The 23,742-nt window shown below is 49.2% G+C and carries 19 protein-coding genes; 15 read left to right on the top strand and 4 right to left on the bottom strand.

Translation table 11 applies throughout. From position 1 onward, the window contains the following. Positions 1 to 2 precede the first annotated feature (2 nt). From IEV98_RS19880 to bshC, 4 genes are all read left to right on the top strand, one after another. Positions 3 to 188: a DUF4295 domain-containing protein gene (locus IEV98_RS19880; RefSeq protein ID WP_188507787.1), complete on the top strand. Its 186-nt coding sequence runs from the start codon at positions 3 to 5 to the stop codon at positions 186 to 188. An 89-nt stretch (positions 189 to 277) separates the two neighbouring features. Further along, positions 278 to 1,240 carry a signal recognition particle-docking protein FtsY gene (gene ftsY / locus IEV98_RS19875; RefSeq protein WP_188507786.1) on the top strand — a complete coding sequence of 321 codons (963 nt, stop codon included), beginning with the start codon at positions 278 to 280 and terminating at the stop codon, positions 1,238 to 1,240. Between the two features lie 13 nt (positions 1,241 to 1,253). Then, positions 1,254 to 2,588, top strand: coding sequence for a 30S ribosomal protein S12 methylthiotransferase RimO (rimO, locus tag IEV98_RS19870; RefSeq protein WP_188507785.1), 1,335 nt, complete (start codon positions 1,254 to 1,256; stop codon positions 2,586 to 2,588). 48 nt (positions 2,589 to 2,636) lie between these two features. Then, positions 2,637 to 4,226: a bacillithiol biosynthesis cysteine-adding enzyme BshC gene (gene bshC, locus IEV98_RS19865; RefSeq protein ID WP_188507784.1), complete on the top strand. Its 1,590-nt coding sequence runs from the start codon at positions 2,637 to 2,639 to the stop codon at positions 4,224 to 4,226. Here the strand turns inward: bshC and IEV98_RS19860 are convergent. Next, complete coding sequence (locus tag IEV98_RS19860) at positions 4,220 to 4,777, bottom strand: DUF4833 domain-containing protein (protein WP_188507783.1); 558 nt, start codon at positions 4,775 to 4,777, stop codon at positions 4,220 to 4,222. The two genes, bshC and IEV98_RS19860, sit on opposite strands and share 7 nt — an antisense overlap. Before the next feature lie 165 nt (positions 4,778 to 4,942). Here IEV98_RS19860 and IEV98_RS19855 point away from each other — a divergent pair, with 165 nt between their 5' ends. Continuing rightward, positions 4,943 to 6,379, top strand: coding sequence for a sulfatase family protein (locus IEV98_RS19855; protein ID WP_188507782.1), 1,437 nt, complete (start codon positions 4,943 to 4,945; stop codon positions 6,377 to 6,379). Between the two features lie 4 nt (positions 6,380 to 6,383). Next, positions 6,384 to 7,604, top strand: a complete 1,221-nt coding sequence (locus tag IEV98_RS19850) for an FG-GAP repeat domain-containing protein (RefSeq protein WP_188507781.1) — start codon at positions 6,384 to 6,386, stop codon at positions 7,602 to 7,604. Positions 7,605 to 7,746: 142 nt separating this feature from the next. On the opposite strand, the gene IEV98_RS19845 is transcribed toward IEV98_RS19850, so the two are convergent. Next, positions 7,747 to 8,202, bottom strand: a complete 456-nt coding sequence (locus IEV98_RS19845; protein ID WP_188507780.1) for a 3-oxoacyl-ACP synthase — start codon at positions 8,200 to 8,202, stop codon at positions 7,747 to 7,749. 308 nt (positions 8,203 to 8,510) lie between these two features. Between IEV98_RS19845 and rbfA the strand changes: the two genes are divergently transcribed. Both rbfA and aat read left to right on the top strand, forming a co-directional pair. After that, positions 8,511 to 8,882, top strand: a complete 372-nt coding sequence (gene rbfA / locus IEV98_RS19840) for a 30S ribosome-binding factor RbfA (protein ID WP_188507779.1) — start codon at positions 8,511 to 8,513, stop codon at positions 8,880 to 8,882. A 5-nt stretch (positions 8,883 to 8,887) separates the two neighbouring features. After that, a complete protein-coding gene (gene aat / locus IEV98_RS19835; protein ID WP_188507778.1) occupies positions 8,888 to 9,529 on the top strand; it encodes a leucyl/phenylalanyl-tRNA--protein transferase in 642 nt (213 codons plus the stop codon). Between the two features lie 51 nt (positions 9,530 to 9,580). On the opposite strand, the gene IEV98_RS19830 is transcribed toward aat, so the two are convergent. Together IEV98_RS19830 and IEV98_RS19825 are read right to left on the bottom strand one after the other, a co-directional pair. Next, positions 9,581 to 10,873, bottom strand: coding sequence for an alpha-hydroxy-acid oxidizing protein (locus IEV98_RS19830; protein ID WP_188507777.1), 1,293 nt, complete (start codon positions 10,871 to 10,873; stop codon positions 9,581 to 9,583). 47 nt (positions 10,874 to 10,920) lie between these two features. Further along, positions 10,921 to 11,667: a segregation and condensation protein A gene (locus tag IEV98_RS19825; protein ID WP_188507776.1), complete on the bottom strand. Its 747-nt coding sequence runs from the start codon at positions 11,665 to 11,667 to the stop codon at positions 10,921 to 10,923. Between the two features lie 200 nt (positions 11,668 to 11,867). Between IEV98_RS19825 and dxs the strand changes: the two genes are divergently transcribed. From dxs to IEV98_RS19790, 7 genes are all read left to right on the top strand, one after another. Further along, positions 11,868 to 13,796, top strand: coding sequence for a 1-deoxy-D-xylulose-5-phosphate synthase (dxs, locus tag IEV98_RS19820; RefSeq protein WP_188507775.1), 1,929 nt, complete (start codon positions 11,868 to 11,870; stop codon positions 13,794 to 13,796). A gap of 110 nt (positions 13,797 to 13,906) precedes the next feature. Further along, positions 13,907 to 15,022 carry an acyloxyacyl hydrolase gene (locus IEV98_RS19815; RefSeq protein WP_188507774.1) on the top strand — a complete coding sequence of 372 codons (1,116 nt, stop codon included), beginning with the start codon at positions 13,907 to 13,909 and terminating at the stop codon, positions 15,020 to 15,022. Positions 15,023 to 15,135: 113 nt separating this feature from the next. Beyond that, complete coding sequence (pafA, locus tag IEV98_RS19810; protein WP_188507773.1) at positions 15,136 to 16,785, top strand: alkaline phosphatase PafA; 1,650 nt, start codon at positions 15,136 to 15,138, stop codon at positions 16,783 to 16,785. A gap of 116 nt (positions 16,786 to 16,901) precedes the next feature. Beyond that, positions 16,902 to 19,706: an excinuclease ABC subunit UvrA gene (gene uvrA / locus IEV98_RS19805; RefSeq protein WP_188507772.1), complete on the top strand. Its 2,805-nt coding sequence runs from the start codon at positions 16,902 to 16,904 to the stop codon at positions 19,704 to 19,706. Between the two features lie 119 nt (positions 19,707 to 19,825). After that, the gene (locus IEV98_RS19800) at positions 19,826 to 21,763 is read left to right on the top strand and encodes a gamma-glutamyltransferase family protein (protein ID WP_188507771.1); all 1,938 of its coding nucleotides are present in this window, start codon (positions 19,826 to 19,828) and stop codon (positions 21,761 to 21,763) included. Positions 21,764 to 21,845: 82 nt separating this feature from the next. Then, positions 21,846 to 22,433, top strand: coding sequence for an RNA polymerase sigma factor (locus tag IEV98_RS19795; RefSeq protein ID WP_188507770.1), 588 nt, complete (start codon positions 21,846 to 21,848; stop codon positions 22,431 to 22,433). Between the two features lie 90 nt (positions 22,434 to 22,523). Further along, a complete protein-coding gene (locus IEV98_RS19790) occupies positions 22,524 to 23,729 on the top strand; it encodes a FecR family protein (protein ID WP_188507769.1) in 1,206 nt (401 codons plus the stop codon). Positions 23,730 to 23,742: the final 13 nt, after the last annotated feature.

Raw genomic sequence — 23,742 nt, 5'->3', positions numbered from 1 at the left:
ACATGGCAAAGAAAGCAGTAGCATCACTCAAGACGGGAAAAGGCAAAGATTACACCAAGGTAATCACTGCTGTTAAATCCCCAAAGACCGGTGCGTATACCTTTAAGGAACTGATTGCACACAACGATCACATCAAGGACGCCGTTGAGGCGGCAAAAGAAGCCGTTACAGAGTCGGCAGCACAGTAATTTTTGTGCATATGATATTTCAAAAAGCCGTTTCGGGGGTCTACCGGAAGGGCTTTTTTGCTATGTTTGCAACTGAGCAGAAATAAGCTATGGGACTATTTGATTTTTTCAAGAAGAAGCAGGAGACACCCGAGGCCCAAGAAGCACTGGATAAGGGATTGGAGAAAACAAAAGAAGGTTTCTTTTCCAAGATCACCAAGGCTGTCGTAGGCAAATCTACCGTTGATGATGAAGTGCTGGATGAGTTGGAAGAGGTGCTTGTCACCTCTGACGTTGGCGTGACCACCACGCTCAAGATTATCGAACGTATCGAGGCACGTGTAGCTCGCGACAAATACCTGAACACCTCCGAACTCAACACCATTCTGAGAGACGAAATCCAAGCGTTGCTCGCCGAAAACAACAGTGCGGATTTTGACCGCTTCGAATATGGTGATCACAAACCCTACGTCATCATGGTGGTAGGTGTCAATGGTGTGGGTAAAACCACCACCATCGGCAAGCTTGCCCATCAGCTTAAGGAAGCCGGAAATAACGTGGTGCTGGGAGCAGCCGATACTTTTAGGGCGGCGGCTGTAGACCAGATAAAGCTTTGGGGCGAGCGGGTAGGCGTGCGCGTGGTTGCACAAGCCATGGGCTCAGATCCCGCCTCCGTGGCATTCGACACGGTCAAATCTGCCGTGGCCAATGGGGATGACGTGGCCATCATCGACACAGCCGGAAGACTACACAACAAGGTAGCGTTGATGAATGAGTTGACCAAAATCAAACAGGTGATGCAGAAGATCGTACCCGGTGCGCCGCATGAAATCCTGTTGGTGCTTGATGCTTCCACTGGGCAGAATGCCATCGAACAGTGCAAGCAATTCATCCAAGCTACGGACGTGAATGCGCTGGCCCTTACCAAGCTCGATGGCACTGCCAAAGGGGGGGTGGTTATCGGCATATCTGATCAGTTTAAAATCCCGGTGAAGTACATCGGCGTAGGAGAAAAAACAAACGACCTCCAATTGTTCAATAAAAAGGAATTTGTGGATTCACTGTTTAAGTGATGATAGGGATAGGATGAAAACGAAACAAGTTAAACCGGTCGCGGCGTCGCATAAGCCCCGCATAAACGTAGTGACACTGGGTTGCTCAAAAAATATACACGACAGTGAAGTGTTGATGGGCCAATTGCGCGGCAACGACATGCTGGTAGTACACGAAGCGGCTAATGTGCAAGCCGACGACATCGTAGTCATCAATACTTGCGGTTTTATAGACAATGCCAAACAGGAGTCGATCGACGCGATCCTGCAATATAGCGCCCTTAAGGACCAAGGAAAGGTAGACAAAGTAATCGTGACCGGCTGCCTATCCGAACGATACAAGCCCGAGCTGCAAGCCGAAATCCCCGGTGTAGACGCTTACTTCGGCACCAATGACCTACAGGACCTGCTGGGCACCATCGGTGCCGACTACAAACATGAGCTGCTTGGCGAACGGATGCTGACCACACCTTCGCACTTCGCCTATTTCAAGATTGCAGAGGGATGCAACCGCCCCTGCTCGTTTTGCGCCATCCCGATTATGCGGGGCAAGCATGTGTCCAAACCCATGGAGAGCCTGGTAAAGGAAGCTCAGTACTTGGCTAAAAATGGAACCAAGGAACTCATCCTCATTGCGCAAGACCTTACCTATTACGGTCTCGACTTATACGGAAAGCGCAACCTTGCCGATTTGCTCCGCCGCCTATCGGATGTAGAGGGTATTGAATGGATACGCCTACAATACGCCTATCCCTCCGGATTTCCGATGGAGATTCTCGATGCCATGCATGAACGCAGCAACATCTGTAACTACCTTGATATGCCCCTGCAACACATCAGTGATGAGATGCTTAAATCGATGCGGCGAGGGATTTCCAAGCAAAAGACCATAGACTTAATCAAGGCCATCCGCGACCGCGTGCCAGACATTGCCCTACGTACCACGTTGATCTGTGGCTACCCAGGCGAAACCGAACGGGATTTCCAGGAGCTTCAGCAATGGGTAGCCGAAACACGTTTCGACCGCCTGGGATGCTTCACCTATTCACACGAGGAGAAGACGCACGCTTTCAGCTTGATAGACGACATAGCTGAAGACGTGAAAGCCGGCCGCGTAGAGCAGATTATGGCCATCCAACAAGAGATTTCATATGACATCAACCAAACTAAAGTAGGACGTACCTATAACGTGTTGATAGATAAGGTAGAAGGGCAGCATTTCATTGGCCGTACAGAATATGATTCGCCCGAAGTAGACAACGAGGTGCTCATACCTACCTCAGGGAATTACCTTACCCTCGGCCGCTTTGCTAACGTACGCATAGACCGTGCGGAAGACTTCGACCTGTATGGAACGATTGTCAAATAATCGTTATCAATCTCCGTTATTGCTGGCAACCCCTATCTTTGCTTATCAATGAAGGCAACCTATATAGATTATAAAGATACCAACAGCTTTTCCAAGACACTGCTGGCTTATCTGGATAACACACCTGCTATTGCCCCTTTCGCGGGCAATAGGCCGGATCTAGCCGGTTTTGCCCGGCAATTGCAAGCCAAGGCCGGAAAGACAGACCGGGAACGATTGGTGAGAAGCCTGCGGGGTCAATACGGCGATTTGCTGCAACGTCAAACCGAAGTTGCCTCCCATGTGGATGCCTTGCTGGATACGCGCACGTTTACAGTCACAACGGGACACCAACTGAATATCTTTACCGGGCCGCTATATTTCATTTTTAAGATTGCCAGTACCATACGCCTAGCCCACGACCTCAAAGATGCCTTTCCCGAATACACCTTTGTACCCGTATATTGGATGGCGACCGAAGACCACGACTTTGCCGAAATCAATCACACCCGGCTTCATGGCAAGAAAATCGTATGGGAAACTACTGCACAGGGGGCTACCGGTAGGATGAAGACCGCAGGAATGGAGGACACCGTGCGTCAATATCAGAGTTTTCTCGGTCTCTCGGACAATTCGTCAAAATTGTCCAAGCTGATTGAAGAAGCTTATCTCGGACACGACAATCTTGCCGCCGCCACCAGACACTTGGCCAATAGCCTATTTGGCTCACATGGATTGGTGGTCATCGATGCGGATGACGCCTCGCTAAAGCAATGTTTTGCCCCTTTTATCGAGCAGGACATCCTAGGTGAATACAGCCACAAAGCGATCGAGGAAACATCGGCCGCTCTTAAGGAGGTCGGCTTCTCCACCCAGGTACATGCCCGCGAGATTAATTTCTTCTACCTCACCGATAAATTCCGGGAACGTATTGTAAAGCTCGGCGACGGGCGGTATGAGGTACTTCACCGCGGAATTTTTTTCACCGAAGACGAATTGAGAGCGGAGATAGCCCATCACCCAGAGCGATTTAGCCCTAATGTCGTGATGCGACCGCTATACCAAGAGGTGATTTTGCCAAATTTAGCGTATATCGGTGGGGGCGCCGAAATGGTCTATTGGCTGCAATTGAAAGGAAGCTTTCAACATTACGGTGTGGATTTCCCTATACTGGTACCCCGTAACTCGGCAATGATCACCGATGACAGCATGGCCGTAAAAGTGCTTAGGCTCAATCTTACCTTTAAAAGCATTTTCAAGGACACCGACGATCTGAAAAAGGAGTATGTGCGCAGGCATACCAAGCACCGACTAACGCTCAACGACGAATGGATGGAGCTGAATGCCATCTTCAGCAAGCTGCGATTACGGGCTCATAAAATAGATCCAAGCTTGGGGCCAAGCACCGATGCCGTGAAGGCTAGGCTTAAAAAGGCCGTCAACAACTTGGAAAAAAAACTACTCAAAGCTGATAAGCGTAATCACGAGGATGCATTGATACAGATAGACCGGATCAAGGAAAAGCTTTTTCCGGGCGGCGTTCTGCAAGAACGATCGGAAAATTTTGGGTTGCTGTATGTTAAATATGGTGACAAGCTGATCAACGAGCTCATCCAACATTTCGACCCGTTAGCTTTCAAGTTTACGATTATCTACTGATCGGGAACGATCCGTTCCGCTACGCCCGCCAAAGTAGCCGTATCGCGGCCACTTAGTTCAAAATACGCAATATCCGGGCTAAACATACTGCCTCCGTCAATGCGCACGAAAATACGGTCGAGCTTGGCCTCCCGGTTGTTGATTGAGGCATATACCTTATATTCTTTACTCTTTTCACAATAGGAAAGGCGCAGAGGCCTGCTTTTATAAGCGGCAAGACGCAATTCGAAATCGCCATTATCGAGCAATTTGTGGCTAACACCATAGGCCATAGTACGCTGCACGAAGCTCAGGCTTTTACGTGTACCACCCTCCGCATAGCGAATCCAATACACATTCACCGGCTCATCCGCATCCACCACCCCATCTATCACATTCAGCTGGTAAATTACCGTGTTTGCATCCGGATCCCGCTGGAGATAGAACAGCTGCCTCTTTTCGTTGGGAATGGGGAGGTCACCTACTGTTACCTTCTTGTCAAAAGTTGTTTCCTGGGCGGCAAGGCCGAAACCCGACAAGAAAAGCACAACACCCATACTGCCCTTAAGCATACCACAATGCATAAAACGCCCTCCTTTTTTCAAAGATAACGAATTTTTCCATACCAGGTTTTAAAGTCAGTTGGCCAGCTTCTTACGACCTTAACGTGTACTGATCAGAAAATATTTCCTACATTAGCGGATGTATCCCATCTTACGCTATTAATTAACTATTATATGGCTATACGACCCATCCTTTCCCACTTGTTATCCATATGGTGCTTGCTCCCCGTAGTTTCTCAAGCACGCGAACAACCACGTGAAGAGCGTCCCAATATCATTATCATCTTCACCGATGATCAGGGCTACCAAGACGTAGGTGCGTTCGGATCGCCCGATATCCAGACCCCTCACTTGGATCGGATGGCTGCGGAAGGCGTCAGATTCACTAATTTCCATGTTGCGCAAGCGGTTTGCTCTGCTTCGCGCGCTGCGTTGCTGACGGGGAGCTATCCCAACCGGGTTGGAATCCATGGTGCGTTGGATCACACCGCAAAGCATGGGCTTAACCCCAACGAGATTACCATTGCCGAGGTAGTCAAGCCACTCGGCTACCGTACCGCCGCTATCGGGAAGTGGCACCTGGGCCACCACCCGCAGTTCCTTCCGACAAGACAGGGGTTTGATGAGTTCTTTGGCCTTCCCTACTCCAATGATATGTGGCCCCATCACCCCGAAAACAAAAATTATTATCCGCCATTGCCCCTGTATGAAAATGAACGGGTCATCGACACGCTGGAAGAACAGCACATGTTGACCACGTGGTACACCGAGCGGGCACTGGATTTTATCGAACGGAATCAGGACCATCCATTCTTCCTCTACGTAGCGCATAGCATGCCCCATGTGCCGCTGTTCGTTTCGGACAAATTCAGCGGCAAATCCGAAAGGGGATTATACGGTGACGTCATCATGGAAATCGATTGGTCCGTAGGTGAAATCTTGAATGCCCTTAGAAAATACGGATTGGACGACCGCACACTGGTCATTTTTGCCTCAGACAACGGTCCCTGGCTTTCCTATAGCGGGCATTCGGGAGAGGCGCTACCATTACGCGAAGGGAAGGGCACATCGTGGGAAGGAGGTATACGGGTACCCTGCATCATGCGTTGGCCGGAACACATCCCGGCGGGCAAAACACAAACCGAGCCGGCAATGACCATCGACCTGCTTCCTACTATTGCCCGTCTGACTGGCGGGAAACTACCCGAACATCCGATAGATGGCCTGGATATCTGGCCACTCATCCGCATGGCGGAAGGTGCGACATCCCCACACGAAGCGTTTTATATCTATTACAACAGAAACGAATTACAGGCCGTATTGATGGGCGATTGGAAGCTCTACCTGCCGCATACCTATCGGACCATCAAGGCCGGGCAGGGTTACCGCGATGATGGCACACCCATCAAATATGAGATGACCAAAGTAGAAACACCGGAACTGTATCACCTTGCAACGGACATCAGCGAGACTACCGATGTGGCAGGGGATCATCCTGAAGTGGTGGCCAAGATACTCGGGTTGGCACAACAAGCCCGGGAAGACCTAGGTGACGCTTTAACGGGAGTACCCGGAAAGAATCTACGGCAACCGGGCAGGTTAGACGAGTGATGCGATGAATCTGAAGAACAGCAAGACGTTTGCGTGGATCGCCATGGGTGCCGCCTCCTGGTCGTGCGAACCACCACAGCATGTAGAAACCGACTATTTCCATGATGTCACAGCTACCCATGTACCCCATGACCCCGAAGCCCATATATTGGAAGTCGCCCTTGCCGATGTAGACGGCGATGGTGATTTGGATGTTATCGCAGCGTTGGAGGCCGACGAAAACAGGCTTTACCTCAATGACGGCAGTGGCAAGCTTACCTGGAAAAAGCGTGTATTCAAAGCAGCCAAACATGATACCGAGCACGTTCGTGTAGTCGACTTCGACCGTGACGGCCACCTGGATGTCGTGTTCGTGGCGGAAGACGATCAAACCCATGAATATTACCTCGGTAATGGTGACGGTACCTTCCGTGATGTGAGCGACCGTCTTCTTGGAATGAGCGAAGGCAACGGGCTGGACGTGGGCGATGTGGATGGCGATGGCCTGCCCGATATCGTGGTTGGGAACTCCGGAACAGCGGGGCAGAACTTCCTCTGGATAAATGATCCGGCCCGACCAGGTTTCTTTATGGACTGCTCCATAGAAAGTCTGCCCCAAATAAATGACGCCACCCAAAGCATCAAGCTGGCCGACCTCAACGGGGATGGACATGTGGATATGGTCGTGGGCAACGAAGTTCCCCCCAATCGGCTGCTGCTGAATGATGGGAAAGGCCTATTTACCGAGTACGCTGAGCAGCTCGACTTGCCTGAACCGCTCGAAACGCGTGAGGTGCTGGTATTCGATGTAGATGGTGATGGCGATCTGGATATCGTATTTGCCAACATCACGAGTAATGCAGGTACTTGGGACAAAAATCCGCAGGCACGCGTGTTGATCAACGACGGGCAAGCACGCTTTACAGACGAAACCGCTCAACGTATGCCTACCTATAAATTTTCCACCTATTCGGCACGGGAGCTGGATTTTGATCATGATGGACATATCGATTTGCTGTTGAGTGCTGTCGCAGTCCCCGGGTTTAACGAGGAACGGTTGCGCGCCTTCCGCAATGATGGAAAGGGGTATTTCAACGATGTGACGGAGGAAGTTCTTCCCCAGTCCGTTGTGGGCCGTAATTGGAACATCACGATCGGTGACCTCGATGGCGATGGCATCGCCGATGCATTTATCGGCGGCTGGGCTTCACAAGGGCGATTATTGCTGGGGAAAACTAAAAAATAGCTGAAAAACGGATAAAAAACGAAAGGTTTCCAAACGGGGAGAATGGAAACCTTTACTAACCAATTATAAACCTAAATTATGATGCAACAAAGATAGTGTATTTTTTACACTATGCAAATTTTATTTCATTTTTTTATGGCGGTTAGGTCACATGGCCTATTGCATAGGTCACACCATTAAATGTAAACTCCTGTCCGGCTTCCCGGCCTACAAGCTGTTGCCCAATGGGGGAGGCAGTAGATACTACCCAATAATTCGCATCGCCTACAATCAACTGCCCTATGCTGATTGCTAGGAAAAAGGTGCCGTGATTGGTCGCAACAAGGCTACCCAGCTTAGCGGTTCCCTTATGTGACCGCGCATCTAACGCAGCCAGTACCTGCTCCATCCGTAATGCATCCATCCACAGTTGCTGGTTTCTAGCGATCTCTTGCTGCATCATTTCGCGAGTAGTTTCGAACTTGTCACCAGCACTACTTTTGCCGTCGCCTATCGCCGCCTCATTTGCGGAGGCGATTGCTTGCCGTGCATTGACTATCCGCTGGTCTACGTATTGCCGGCAAGCAACTAATATGGATTCTTTGATTTCATTGAGCATATGGTCGGGATGAAAATCACACTTCAAATATACACCTTTCAGCACGGCCACGACTTCCGTGCCTTCTAAAAACGAAAGGTTTCCAAACGGGGAGAATGGAAACCTTTACTAACCAATTATAAACCTAAATTATGATGCAACAAAGATAAGGCTTTCGATAGTACGTTTCAAAAGAATTACGAGGTTTAACAGTTATTTTACATTACGATCATCCATGGCCTCTGGTGACTAAGGTTAGGCAAAAAATTGCTACCTTTGCAAGTAAGCAAGTATTGGCGTTTCGTTTAAGATCATAAGCACTGCACACCATGAATACAGAAAGCAAAAGACAGCAACGATTTGCAGGAGTTATACAACAGGATTTGGGTGAGCTCTTCCAACGTGAGGGCGGTGCATGGGCTCCGGGAGCATTTATAACGATAACCCGTGTGCGGATGACGCCCGATCTGGCGATTGCGAGGGTATACCTAAGTTTCCTTAATACCAAGCAGGCTAAGGACGATCTGGCCAACATCAAATCGCATGCGAACGAAATCCGCTATAAATTGGGCGCGCGCATAAAAAACCAAGCGCGGATCGTCCCCCACCTTGAGTTTTTCTTGGATGACACCAATGAATATGTGGAGCACATGGACAAACTGTTTGATGAAATCTCCAAGGAGCCCCGCCAACCGGAATAACCCGGATGATTTTCCAATTGGACCCGCACGATATTCGTTTTCCCGATCCGGCCTTGGCTGAGCCGGATGGACTGTTGGCCGTTGGTGGTGACTTAACGGCCGCTCGGCTCTTGGAGGCTTATAAGCAGGGTATCTTCCCTTGGTACAACGATGATACGCCCATCCTATGGTATTCGCCCCACGAACGCTTTGTGCTTTTTCCGGATGAATTGAAAATCAGCAAAAGCTTGCGACGAATTATCCGATCAGCTCACTTCGATGTTAGCTATGACCGCGCTTTTACCGAAGTGGTTGCTGCATGTGCCAGCCAACCCCGGACGGGACAAGACGGAACCTGGATAACCAAGGATATGCAAGAAGCCTATATCAGCCTGCATGCACTGGGTTATGCACATGCTGTGGAAGTCTGGTCTGGAACCAAATTAGTGGGTGGGCTCTACGGCGTTGCCATTGGGCACGTCTTCTGCGGGGAGAGCATGTTCAGCAGCGAAGCCAATGCTTCGAAAATGGCATTGGCTTCGCTGTGCCAAACAGGCAGCCATAAGCTAATTGATTGCCAAGTATACACGGATCACCTTGCTTCACTGGGAGCTCGAATGATACCGCGCTGGCAATACATGGAATATGTGACTAAAAGCTCACATTAAATGCCCCTTCCGTGATTTCACGCATGGAATTATCCGTTGTGTACCGACCAATCAAACAGGGCCTGTCAGACTTTGGTCGTCGATCATACTTTCATCAATCTCCTGCACATTGCGGCAACCAGCCAACCGAGCGGTAAGCTCAAAATCGTTGAGCATGTTGAGTATTACCTCTTCCACACCGAGCTGCCCGCCCACGGCCAGCCCATAGGCATACGGCCGTCCGAGCAGCACCGCATCAGCACCCAAGGCAAGCACCTTAAATATGTCGCTGCCGCTGCGTATGCCACTGTCAAGTAGTATCGGAAAAGGCTTTGGAAGCGTTTTCCGGATGGCCTTCAGGGCAGACAAACTGGAAATCGCCCCGTCTACCTGTCGGCCACCATGGTTGGACACGACAATGCCGTCGGCTCCTGCATCCATCGCTTTAAGCGCATCGTCTGGACGTAAAATACCCTTGATGAGAATAGGCAGCTTGGTCTGCCGGCGAAGCCAAATAACCTGCTCCCAACTTAGTGCTGGATTGGAGTAAATATTGGTAAACAACCGCACCGCCTCCAACGGCGCTTTGCGGAAAAGATTCTGGGCGAAACCACCGGGGTAGTTTGCTTTTAGCTGCAGCAGATTACGGATGGTGGCTAGCGTCACCTTTGGTTTCGGCGCGCCGCTGACGGCTGTTCCTTCGCCATGTTCGATCAATGCATTAAATATAGGGTCCGAAGTATATTGTGCAATACCCAGCCCCCTTAAAAAAGGCAAGTAACCTAACGCTAGATCACGACTTCGCCAACCTAACAACGTGGTGTCTACCGTAAGCACAATAGCACTGCAACCGCAGGTTTCGGCCCGACGGACGAACGACAGCACCAAATCATCCGACTTGCTCCAATAAAGTTGAAACCAACGTGAGGTATTGCCGAGATCTTGTGCGCAGGTTTCCATGGGCGTACCTGCCTGGTTGGAGAATATCATCGGAATGCCGACATTCCGGCATGCACGGGCTACCACACGATCCGCCCCGGGGCAAATCAGGTCGAGCGCACCGATGGGAGCCAATAAGAGGGGAAAAGCCAAATCCTGTCCAAATAACCGGGTGGAAAAATCTGAAGAAGCATCGCCCCGCATCATACGCGGCAGAATTGAAACTTTCGAAAACGCGTTTACATTGGCTGTGATGCTTACTTCGTCACTTGCGCCACCATCGATATAAGCCCACGCCCGTGCCGATAATCGTTGTTGAGCAGCTCTCCGAAGTTCGACAGCCTGAAACGGAACTGCGGGCCGCTTGCCCGACATACCTGCCAGAAAAATCGCTTTCTGCCGTTGCAATGCATTAATATAGGGCATTGGTTTGTCATTGGTCAAACAATGATCTAAAGTTACATAAACTTCGGCTAATTTTTCCGCGCCATTACGTAAAAATTATTGAAGCCCAAGCCGCTCTGCAAATCCAGTAGCTGCTGCTGGAGCAGCTCGAGGATGGCAAGAAAATTGTAAACGAACTGCACTCTGTTTTCGGAATGCTTAACAATTGTGCTGAAATCCAACTTCTCATTGATAGCCACCAATGAAGCGATAGCGCTCTTTTGCTGCTCAATGGTATACGGATATTTGACTACGGTATGTCGTATGTCTGTACTGCGCGCCGCATAAAGGTCCATGAGTTTTTCGTACACCAACATCAACTTGTACAGGTCGAACGTGGTCAACTCCTCGCCTTGACCGGAATGGTCTCCAGCCACACGCAAGTCCATGGCGATATTACCCCTTTTGGCCTGCAGCAGCCGATGTTCTTCCAATGCACGCAACCGCTCGGATACATCCTTAAATTGCTTATAGAGGACCAACTTCTGTACGAGATCCTGCTTGGGGTCGATTTCGTTGCCCTCCTCATCCAGCTCGGGTCTTGGCAGCAACATTTTGGCTTTGATACGCATCAATGTAGCGGCTACGAAGATAAATTCACTGGCCAGCTCGATATTGAGCGCCTGCATATGCACCAGGTAATCAAGAAAGTCATTGGTAATCCTTGCAATGGGAATGTCATGGATGTTCAGTTCGTCACGCTCAATAAAAAACAGCAACAAATCAAAGGGGCCTTCAAATTGAGGCAGCTTTATTTCATATCCGCTGGACTGCATATGGTCCAAAGGTAAACATTTGACCGCGATATTCCCTTTTCCAGACGTCAACACCGTTAAACAATCTACCGGATAGGTTGTTCATCCAATAAGGATTGGAAATCCAAGGGATGTAAAAAATTTACGACACGTGGTATCAATAATTATTAGTTACTTTGCCTCGATTAGTTATTTTGTATCGATTTTTCAAACCGGACACTATGGAGATTGACGCCGGAGAACTGCTGAAAAAAATAAATACACCTGTAGACTTAAAGCGGCTGGACCATGCTGATTTGGTGAAGCTGTGTGGTGAGCTACGCCAATACATCATCGATACGGTGTCGATCCATGGTGGGCATTTTGCGGCCAGTCTCGGCGTAGTGGAGCTGACGGTAGCATTGCATTATGTACTTAACACCCCTTACGACCAATTGGTGTGGGATGTGGGTCATCAGGCCTATGGTCATAAAATCCTCACAGGCAGGCGTGAAGTATTCCATACAAACCGCATATTAGGCGGAATCAGCGGATTTCCCAATAGGAGTGAAAGCGAATACGACGCTTTTGGCGTGGGTCACTCGTCCACATCCATCTCAGCCACATTGGGCATGGCTGTTGCCTCACATTACAAAGGAGAAACTGATCGCCAGCATGTGGCCGTCATAGGCGACGGCGCGATGACGGCCGGCATGGCCTTCGAAGCGCTCAATCATGCAGGCATCGAAAAGTCTAATCTGCTGGTCATCCTCAATGACAATTGCATGTCTATCGATCCAAACGTAGGTGCACTTAAGGAATACCTTACAAGCATCACCACGTCGCGATCATGGAATCGATTTAGGGATGATATTGCTGCTGTACTGACCAAAATCTCAGAACTGGGTCCCGATGCACTGGGCATCGCCAAGAAAATAGAGAAAAGCATCAAAGGCACACTGCTAAAAAACAGTAACCTCTTCGAATCCCTCAATTTCCGCTATTTTGGCCCTGTGGACGGCCACGATGTAAAACGCCTTATCAATACGTTAGATGATCTGCGCGGTATACCCGGCCCTAAACTCCTCCATTGCATCACCGTGAAAGGCAAAGGCTATGCCTTGGCCGAAAAGGACCAAACCACTTGGCACGCACCGGGCCTGTTTGATAAAATAACCGGCGAAATCAAGAAGTCCAAAAACGATAAACCTGTTGCGCCAAAATACCAAGACGTATTTGGGCACACGCTGGTAGAGCTTGCGGAAAAGAACGACAAAATCATCGGCGTCACACCGGCCATGCCTTCAGGTTCTTCCATGAATATCATGATGAAGGCTATGCCAAACCGAGCGTTTGATGTGGGTATCGCTGAGCAACATGCTGTTACCTTTTCCGCTGGACTTGCTACGCAGGGCATGGTACCATTTTGCAATATCTATTCCAGCTTTATGCAACGCGCATATGACCAGGTGATCCACGATGTAGCGATCCAGAATCTACACGTGGTCTTTTGCCTTGATCGCGCGGGTATCGCGGGGGCAGATGGCCCAACACACCACGGTGCCTATGACCTGGCCTTCATGCGCTGCATTCCCAACCTTACCGTTGCAGCACCCATGAACGAAGAAGAACTGCGCAACCTCATGTATACCGCGCAACAAGAAGGTAAGGGGTCTTTCGTTATACGATATCCAAGAGGGCAGGGTGTAATGCCAGACTGGCGGCGGCCTTTTACCACCTTAGAAGTGGGCAAAGGTCGTAAGCTATGCGACGGCGAAGAAGTTGCATTGCTAAGTATTGGCCACATCGGCAATGAGGTGACCAATGCCCGCATTGCCCTCAACCAGGAAGGCATATTTCCAGCTCATTACGACCTACGATTTGTAAAGCCGCTCGACAAACCTCTCCTGCACGAAGCCTTTGGGAAGTTCAAAAAAATTATAACTGTTGAGGATGGTTGCATACAAGGGGGTATGGGAAGCGCAGTATTGGAGTTTATGGCAGACCATGGTTATCAAGCAACCGTAGTACGCCTGGGCATACCTGACGAAGTGGTTGAACATGGCGAACAGCACGAGCTTTGGACGCAATGCGGCTATGACAGCTCGGCGATCGTGGATACGGTTCGGAAAATGGCGGTAAGCCGCAAAACCGATAGCCTAGCAGGCTAGAAAAATAGCCAACAAATGTGTATGTTTGCACCTACGATTAATACGTATATCCGTTAGGATCTGGCTAGCTATTTTCCCAAATAATGATTATTCGTTTTACTGCAACCCGATTGAGGCTCAAGTTATTCGTGGGCTTTTTGTTTTTTGTCACTACATTCCCCGCCACGACAACGGCCCAACTGGATAGGGCGGCAAACGCGATTTCCGTAAAAGCACAATATGGCGTGGATGTCAACACCGACAATCCCAACAGGAAAAGCAACTACCTGTATGGCCTACACTTCAGCTATGACAAAAATATTTCATTCTCCAACAACGAATGGGTAAAGATTGTCAATGCCAAGAACCTCTCATTCGGTTTAACATGGCATAACCTCGATCCAATGAAAGAGACGGTGGGAGATGTGGCCTACCCGGGGGGGCAGGCCTTCGGCGCGTTGGCTGAGGTTGATTTACAGTTGCTCAAACTGGGAGGCGCTAAATTATTGTTTACTCCGGGCATGGGGCTCGCATACATCACTGAAAATATCTTTACTCAACCCGCCACTTCCACGGTGGGCAGTCATATCAATCTCATGCTCACTGGAGAGTTGAGCTTGGACATTCCGGTGGGCCGAAATACCAGCCTCACCGCGGCCGGCAATATCCTCCATTACTCCAATGCCGGTATCATTGTGCCGAACGGTGGTTGGAATATGATAACGGGCTCGGTAGGTGTAAAAACGGCACTCAACAAACCTGTCGATGCCCCCGAAGGACCGGAAATCTATCCCCACATCCAAGGCAATAGTGCCGAGATATGGTTTGGGACTGGGCTACGCGGCCGGTATCGCGAAAGGCATGAAAAGTTCTTCCGATCCGGCGCCTATGCCGGATACAATTTCTACATCAACCGGGCAATCAGCCTCAAAGCCGGGTCACATTTGGTATATTACCACACGGTATTCGATCCCAACCGATTTGATGAAACCTTCCAATACTACGGATCTTCATTAGATCCCATACGATGGGGGATTGCCGCGGGCGCGGATCTCACTATGGGCCGGTTTGTCGTCAATGCCATGTATGGCAAATATTTACACTATCGGAATTACCATAACGTCAAGTGGTATTGGATATATGGAGTGCGTTATTTCTTCACACCAAACATTGGCATACAATCCACCCTCAACCTGCATGGTGTACAAGCCGACTACACCAATTGGGGTTTGATTCTGCGGATTTAATGTTTCTCTGCAACGCGCTTGTTACATTCTGCTTTTCATTTCGTATCAGGAATTACTAACTTAGCCTTCCAATACCATACTGGATAATTGACATCCATTCTCAACGATATATCATGAAATTGAAAAAATCACTCTTAGCTATTTTCGTGTTAAGTCTATTTTTCGGCCACTTAAAAGGGCAGGAGCCGATTCCACGACCCAAGCTGGTCGTTGGACTTATGGTTGATCAAATGCGTTGGGATTATCTGTACCGCTTCTATGATCGTTATGGCGAGGGAGGGTTTAAACGATTATTACATGATGGCTTTTCCTGTGAAAACACGTACATTCCTTATGTGCCCACGTATACTGCAATCGGACACAGCACGGTCTATACGGGCAGTGTACCGGCTATACACGGTATCGCTGGCAACGATTTCATCATCCAACAGACCGGACAACGGATGTACTGTACCCAAGATGATCATGTAAGTGGTGTAGGCACAGTTGAAAGTGAAGGTAAGCAATCCCCCCGCAACCTACTGGCATCAACCATCACTGATCAGCTCAAGCTGGCTACCAATTTCCGCTCGAAGGTCATTGGAATAGCCATAAAAGATCGGGGTGGTATCCTACCGGCGGGTCACTTCGCCGACGCCGCCTATTGGTTTGAAAGCAAGTCAGGCAATTGGATTTCAAGCACATTCTACATGCAGCGCTTGCCCGAGTGGGTCGATCAATTCAACGCCAAAAAATTAGCGGCCAAATACCTCCAGCAAGAATGGAATACATTATATCCCATCGAAACGTACACGCAAAGTATTGATGATGACAATCCTTACGAAGCAACTTTCCGAGGGGAAGAATCGGCTGTATTCCCTAAAAATCTAAGTGCTTTGGTTAACGATAATGGATTGGGGCTCATCCGCACTACTCCGTTTGGCAATACGCTTACACTCGATTTAGCCAAAGCCGCAATCAGTAATGAACAACTAGGAAATAATCCAGGAGGTTTCACAGATTTTCTTTGTGTAAGCCTTTCCTCTACCGATTATGTTGGCCATCAGTTTTCGGTCAACGCTATTGAGATAGAAGATACTTATTTACGACTGGATAAGGAGTTGGAGGCATTTTTTACCTATTTGGATAATCAGGTCGGCAAAGGCGACTATACACTTTTTATCACTGCAGACCACGGGGCGTCACACAACCCGCTGTTTTTCATGGACAAGCGAGGCAATGCGGGTTACTTTGACGAACGCAATGCCCTCTCCGGGCTCAATGCCCTGCTCCAGAACGAATTTGGGCAGGAAAAAATCGTGCGGAGCCTAATGAACTACCAAGTGCACCTCGATTACGAGACCATTCGCGCTAACGACCTGGATGAAGAAGCTATTAAAGAAGCATCCATCAAATTCCTGCGGACATTGGAAGGTGTTGCATTTGTGACCGATATGGAAAAGGCCGGAGCTTCCAGCATCCCAGCCCGTATCCGCGAACGCATCGTCAACGGCTATAACCCCAAACGTAGTGGATGTATCCAAATCATTCTTGAACCCCAATGGTACAGTGGATCGCCACGCTCCAGGGGAACAACCCACGGCACATGGGCTTCTTACGATGCGCATATTCCGTTCGTAATGATGGGTTGGGGCATTAAACACGGTACCACCAACCGCGAGACGCATATGACCGACATCGCGCCTACCCTAGCCGCGCTGCTCCATATCGAGGAGCCAAATGGCAACATTGGTAAGCCCGTTGCAGAACTCCTGGGCAACTAGCCCGCATGGAAATGTTAGCTGGATTTGGTTTTGAAATGCGAGGTTGATACTAAAAAAATTATCCGTACTTTTGTATTCTTCCGCTTAATTACTCCGCGGATTGGTTTATGCCATATATGAATACAGCAATAGCAACGCTCGATCCCAAAACCCATATCATCATCAAAGGCGCACGGGTACACAACCTCAAGAATATAGATGTGGCCATTCCCAAAAGTAAGCTCGTAGTCATAACGGGCATGTCGGGGTCTGGAAAATCATCTTTGGCTTTTGACACCCTCTACGCCGAAGGCCAGCGCCGTTACGTCGAAAGCCTCTCGTCCTATGCCCGCCAGTTTATGGGCCGCATGAGCAAACCAGAGGTAGATTACATCAAAGGAATCGCTCCAGCCATAGCCATCGAACAACGGGTCATTACCAGTAATCCCCGTTCTACGGTGGGCACCTCAACAGAAATTTACGATTACCTGAAACTGCTTTACGCACGTATTGGCAGAACGTATTCTCCGATATCCGGGGACGAAGTAAAAAAAGACACCGTCACCACGGTGGCCAACTTCGTGATGGCACTCCCGCAAGACACGGTAGCTACCATCAGCGCTCCCCTGCATCCGAGTAACAACCGGAAACTTAAGGAAGAGCTGGCCATCCTGTTACAAAAGGGATTTGTACGGGTGATCTACCAAGATAACCTGCAAAAAATCGAATCCTTATTGGACGATACCACGTTAGAAAACCGGGTGGCCAAGACTGGGGATTTGCACATTGTGATTGACCGCATCGCAGTAGATGGCGAGGAGGATACGGCAAATCGTGTCGCAGATTCCGTGCAAACCGCTTTTTTTGAAGGTAAGGGCGATTGCTACGTAGAGGAGCGCGGTGTCGTGCATACGTTCTCCGATCGCTTTGAGTTGGATGGAATCGTATTTGAGGAACCCATTCCTAATTTCTTCAGTTTCAATAATCCCTATGGAGCGTGTAAACGCTGTGAAGGCTACGGTCGAGTCATAGGCATCGACCCCGATTTGGTTGTTCCCGATAAAAGTCGCTCCGTATACGATGGTGCCATTGCCCCTTGGCGGGGAGAGAAAATGGGTGAATGGTTGCAGTTATTGATACGCAATTCTTCCAAATTCGATTTTCCCATTCATCGCGCCTATACCGATCTGACGGCCGCCCAAAAAGACTTGCTTTGGACAGGGAACAGCTATTTCAAGGGATTAAACCGGTTTTTTGAAGAACTGGAAGAACAAACCTATAAAATCCAATACCGGGTAATGCTTTCCCGTTATCGGGGGAAGACCGATTGTCCCGAATGCAAAGGAACACGCCTTCGTAAGGATGCAACTTATGTGAAAATAAACGGTAAATCCATTTCAGACGCTGTGTTGATGCCCTTGGATATGGCTTTGGCCTTTTTCAGGCATCTCGAATTGTCAACAAGCGAAGCAAAGATCGCCAATCGGCTCCTTACCGAAATCTGCAACCGTTTGCAGTTTCTCACCGATGTAGGGCTAAGTTACCTTACCCTGAATCGTTTGTCAAATACACTCTCAGGGGGCGAATCCCAGCGCATCAACCTGGCTACATCGCTCGGAAGTTCGCTGGTTGGATCCATCTACGTGTTGGATGAACCGAGTATAGGCCTGCATCCCCGGGATACCCAGCGCCTGATTGGGGTATTGCAATCCCTGCGAAATGTAGGGAATACCGTACTGGTCGTAGAGCACGAGCAGGAGATGATGCAGGCCGCCGATTACTTAATTGACATCGGGCCGGAAGCGGGCGTAAATGGGGGTAGATTGGTCTTTGACGGCACCTACGCCGAAATCTTACAGGATGAACAAAGTCTTACAGGTCGGTATTTAAGCGGCAAAGACCGTATTCCAGTACCAACCAGCCGGCGCAAATGGCATGATGCGATCGTGGTGAAAGGTGCGCGCGAAAACAACCTGAAGGGCATCGATGTCCGCTTCCCGCTAAACATTTTTGCCGTGGTGACCGGGGTGTCTGGTTCGGGCAAGACCTCCTTGGTAAAGCGAATCCTCTATCCCGCTTTGCAGAAAGCCCTAGGCAATTATTCCGGTGAGCAAACCGGCCGCTATGATGGTATTGATGGTGATATCCAACGTGTGGAACAAGTGGAGTTAGTCGATCAAAACCCCATTGGCCGCTCCTCGCGTTCGAATCCCGTTACCTATGTTAAAGCTTGGGACGAAATCCGTGCACTGTACAGTTCACAGTCTATTGCTAAGGCCGCGGGACTTAAACCGGCTGCATTTTCGTTCAACGTCGAGGGTGGCCGTTGCGACGTATGCCAAGGCGAGGGCGAAGTCAAAATCGAAATGCAGTTTATGGCCGACATCGTACTTCCTTGTGAAGCCTGTGGAGGCAAACGCTTTAAGCAACATGTCTTGGACGTCACTTGGAAGGAAAAAAATGTATCCGACATCCTAGACCTAAGTGTGGACGAAGCATTGGTTTTTTTTGCTGACCAACCCAAAATCATGGCCAAATTGCAACCGCTTGCTGACGTAGGCCTCGGCTATGTGAAACTCGGCCAATCATCAAGCACCCTTTCCGGCGGCGAAGCCCAGCGCATCAAACTGGCATCATTTCTCATCAAGGGCAATAATAGCAAAAACACACTGTTTATCTTCGATGAGCCAACGACCGGGCTGCATTTCCATGACATCAAAAAACTCCTGAAATCATTCGATGCGCTTATCGCCCAGGGCAACAGCATCCTGGTAATCGAGCACAACATGGATATGATCAAAAGTGCTGATTGGGTTATCGACATTGGGCCAGAGGGGGGTGAAAATGGCGGTGAGCTGGTTTTCGAAGGAACACCGGAAGAAATGGTAAAGAACGTAGATACACATACGGCCCGGTTTCTGAAGGCTTATCTACAACCGTAGATGGCAACCAAGCCGTTGGCATTTGGTCAAGTCTCGCTACCTAACCAACTCGTTACAGTCTGTTGTTGCGGCATATAAAGGATTAATCTTATTTTTATCAGATATAAAGCCTTTACAAAATGAAACGTCAGCTGTCTTTAGTTATACTATGCGCCTCGCTAGCTGGCGCAGTTATAGCCCAGCCCACCCAAAAACCACCCTTGCATGGCAAACATTGGATGGCCATCACGGGCAAGCCACTGGCCGCGACGGCGGGGGCAATGATTTTTGATCGTGGAGGAAATGCCGTAGATGCCGCGTGTGCGATGCTGGCCGCTACCTGCACGATGTGGGATGTATTAAGTTGGGGTGGTGAAACCCAAGCGCTTATCCACAACCCGAAGACGGGAAGAGTAATTGCCATAAACGCGCTGGGCATCGCCCCCACCGGCGCCACTCCTGAATTTTTTAAAGAAAAAGGATACAATTTCCCACCAGAATATGGTCCATTAGCTGCTGTTACGCCAGGTACGCCAGGCGGAATCTGCTACATGTTGGCCGAATACGGCAAACTGAGTTTGAAGGAAGTCCTAGCTCCCGCCATGGAAATGGCGGCAGGGTATCCCATAGATGCTCAGACCGCCAACAGTATAGAGCGGGGCAAGGAGCGTATCAAGCAATGGCCATACAGCAAAGCTGTATTTCTACCACATTTGGGCGAGGAGCGCGAAGCCCCAGAAGCCGGTGAAATTTTCGTGCAAGAAGACCTATTGGCTACACTCCAGAAAATGGTGGACGCCGAGCAAACAGCACTCAAAGCGGGAAAAACACGCAAGCAAGCCATTATGGCTGCATATGACCGGTTTTATACCGGCGATATTGCAGCAGAAATCGTGAGAGGGAATCGTGAGCAAGGGGGGCTATTCACGATGGAAGATCTAGCCAATTGGAAACCCATCCAAGAGGAACCATTGAAGACGAACTATAAAGGGATTGACGTCTATAAATTACGGGAGTGGACCCAAGGCCCCGTGCTCCTACAGGCATTGAACATGCTTGAAAATTTTGACCTTAAAAAAATGGGATACAACTCCCCGGAATACATCCACACGATTTACCAAACGATGAATCTGGCCTTTGCCGACCGCGACTTCTATTATGGCGATCCGTATTTCAATCCGCAGTCGCCCATCAAGGGATTGCTAAGCAAGGCGTATGCGAAAGAGCGCATTAAGCTGATCAACCCGCAGCAAAACGAACCCCGTCCACAACCGGGCGATCCCTATCCGTTTGAGGGGAAGTCGAACCCTTTCAAGACGCTGTTGAGCCAACGTGATCGTCTTCTTGCCGATACCGCAGGCTTACAGGAGCTCGATAATTTTGTACCCAAACATGATGCCGCCGGAGGACAGTTAGGCACTTTGGAATTCGACCTAGCCACATCCGAAACGGCTGAAAGCCTGTACAACGATCGCCTATTACGAGGCACCACCACCGTTGAAGCCGCTGATGCCGAGGGTTGGGTGGTATCCATTACGCCGAGCGGAGGTTGGCTTCCAGCCTGTATAGCGGGACGTACGGGCATCGGTATGAGCCAACGCATGCAGAGTTTCGTGCTCGATTCCCTTATCAACCCATTCAATGTGGTAGCTCCGGGCAAACGGCCACGGGTGACACTGACACCGTCACTGGCCATGAAAGCGGGTAAGCCTTATCTTTCGTTCGCCGTGCAGGGCGGCGATACGCAAGACCAAAACCTGCTACAATTTTTCCTCAATGCAGTCGAATTTGATATGACGGTGCAGCGCGCCACCGAAGCGGCAAATATCAATAGCAACCAATTGTGGCTGTCGCTCGGTGGTACCCAATTTAAGGACCGCATGCCAAGACCGGGAAGTATTCTGCTAGGCCATGATACCTCGCAAGATGTCGTGGAACAATTGAAAGCAATGGGGTATGCGGTAAAATTAGGTAACCGCACAAGCGGTCCGATCAATGCGATCTTTATCGATCATGAACATGGCTCCCTTTGGGGAGGAAGTAGCAACAATGGAGAAGACTATGGGATAGGATGGTAAACGCCAGCGAAAAAGTTCCTTTCTTTTGTTACAATTTTATAGTAGGTTTGTAACTGATTAACACAATTATAAACTTACACCGATGTCTCGTATTGATTCCTCGACTATCCAGCATCTGATGGCTGGCGATGAGACAGCTCTTAGCTTTATCTATGATGTACATAGTGAGCAGGTGTATCAGTTGGCTTTCCGATTTTTAAAGGATACGGCTTGGAGTGAGGAAATTGTACAGGACGTATTTTTGAAATTATGGCTGAATCGCCAGGGGTTGGACGACCAAGGGAATATGTGGCTTTACCTCTACGTGATAACCAAGCGGCTATGTCTGAACAAATTAAGAGAAATCCGTAAATCCACGGCACTGTTTGAACAACTCGTACGGAATATAGAAGCTGAAAGTAAACGCTCGGACGAACAGCTCATGGCCGAAGAACTGGAACGTCATGCCCAACAGTTGATTGCTCGTCTTCCCAAGCAACAACAGCTGATATTCAAGCTCAGTAGGGAGGACGGGCTCACCCACAACGAGATTGCACAAAAGCTTGGGCTTTCGCCCAACACAGTGAAAAATCACATGGTACAAGCATTAAAGACGTTGAAAAGCTCCCTCGGACAATCCGGTTATACCTATTTGGTGGCCATAGTCTCCTCTAGCCTGATGGCACACTAAGAAAAAAAACAGTAAACTAGTCCTACCCCCCAAACTTTGGTGTTCTATCTAGGTAAGCCCCCTACACGGGAGGCCAATTATGAACAAGACATGGACGATACTCGCTTACAACAGTTACTGACGCAATATTTCGACAACACCATCGCGAGAGCGGATTGCGAGGATTTGTTGAACTATTTGGATGAGGGAAGCCCTTCAATCGTAGCTATGGCTATTGACCAAGCGTTGGAGACCAATAAAGCAGCAGGTTCATCGTTTAATCCTGACAGAAAAAAAAACGTATATAGCCGGGTTGTTTCCGAAATTCATGCTCTTCAAACAACACCAACCCAACAGGCTACCCCTCATAAGCTGTATACCTTTCCTTGGATGAAAATAGCCGCGCTTTTTATGGCAGCCCTTATTGTTGGTATTTTATTGTACGAAAACCAACAGTCTGGCGCCGATACTTCATCCATTGCATCCGAAAGTGAAAACAGTATCACGTTGCCTGAACATAACCAAGCAATACTCACCCTGGCAGACGGTAGTACGATCTTATTGAACGATTCACTGAATGGTATTCTGGCTCACGAATCGGGTGTTGAAATCAGAAAGGCGGAAGACGGCAGCATCTTTTATGAGGCCAAGCAGGCTAGCGTCGCCGATGGGACAATCAACTACAATACGTTCAGCACCCCGAAAGGAAGCTCTTATCAGATCTTGCTTCCGGATGGAACCAAGGTATGGCTAAACACAGCCACTTCCATCCGCTTCCCCGTGGCCTTCACTGAGGAAGAGCGCCATGTATCGCTATTAAGGGGGGAAGCATATTTCGAAGTCACCCATAATGCCTCGAAACCATTCTCAGTAGAAGTAAATGGCAGCACGATACAGGTGTTGGGCACACATTTCAACGTATCCGCCTATGCGGATGAAAATCGGACAACGACAACGTTGGTGGAGGGGTCGGTAAATGTATCTAAAAATGGAAAGACAGTTTTGTTAAAGCCCAATCAACAAGCCGTGGTTGATGAGCTAACAGGAGCAATCCGTCAGTCTGATGCAGATGTCCGCTCGGTCATGGCTTGGAAAAACGGTTATTTCCGGTTTGACGACGAGTCTATCGAAGGTATCATCAACAAAATATCACGCTGGTACGACATCGACGCTGTGGAGTATGAGGGTGAATTCAACGAACGATTTACCGGAACCTTCCAGCGCTCAAAAAATATCGCGCAGCTTTTCAGCTACTTGGAAAAGCTCGCGCCTATCCGCTTTGAAATCAAAGAAAGGAGGGTGGTCATCATGAAGTAGCTATACTTGTATC

Origin of the sequence: Parapedobacter pyrenivorans (assembly GCF_014636865.1) — a bacterium.
Lineage (GTDB): Bacteria > Bacteroidota > Bacteroidia > Sphingobacteriales > Sphingobacteriaceae > Parapedobacter > Parapedobacter pyrenivorans.
The sequence above is the reverse complement of the archived record's forward strand: the minus strand, read 5'-3'. Positions and strand labels throughout refer to the sequence as shown.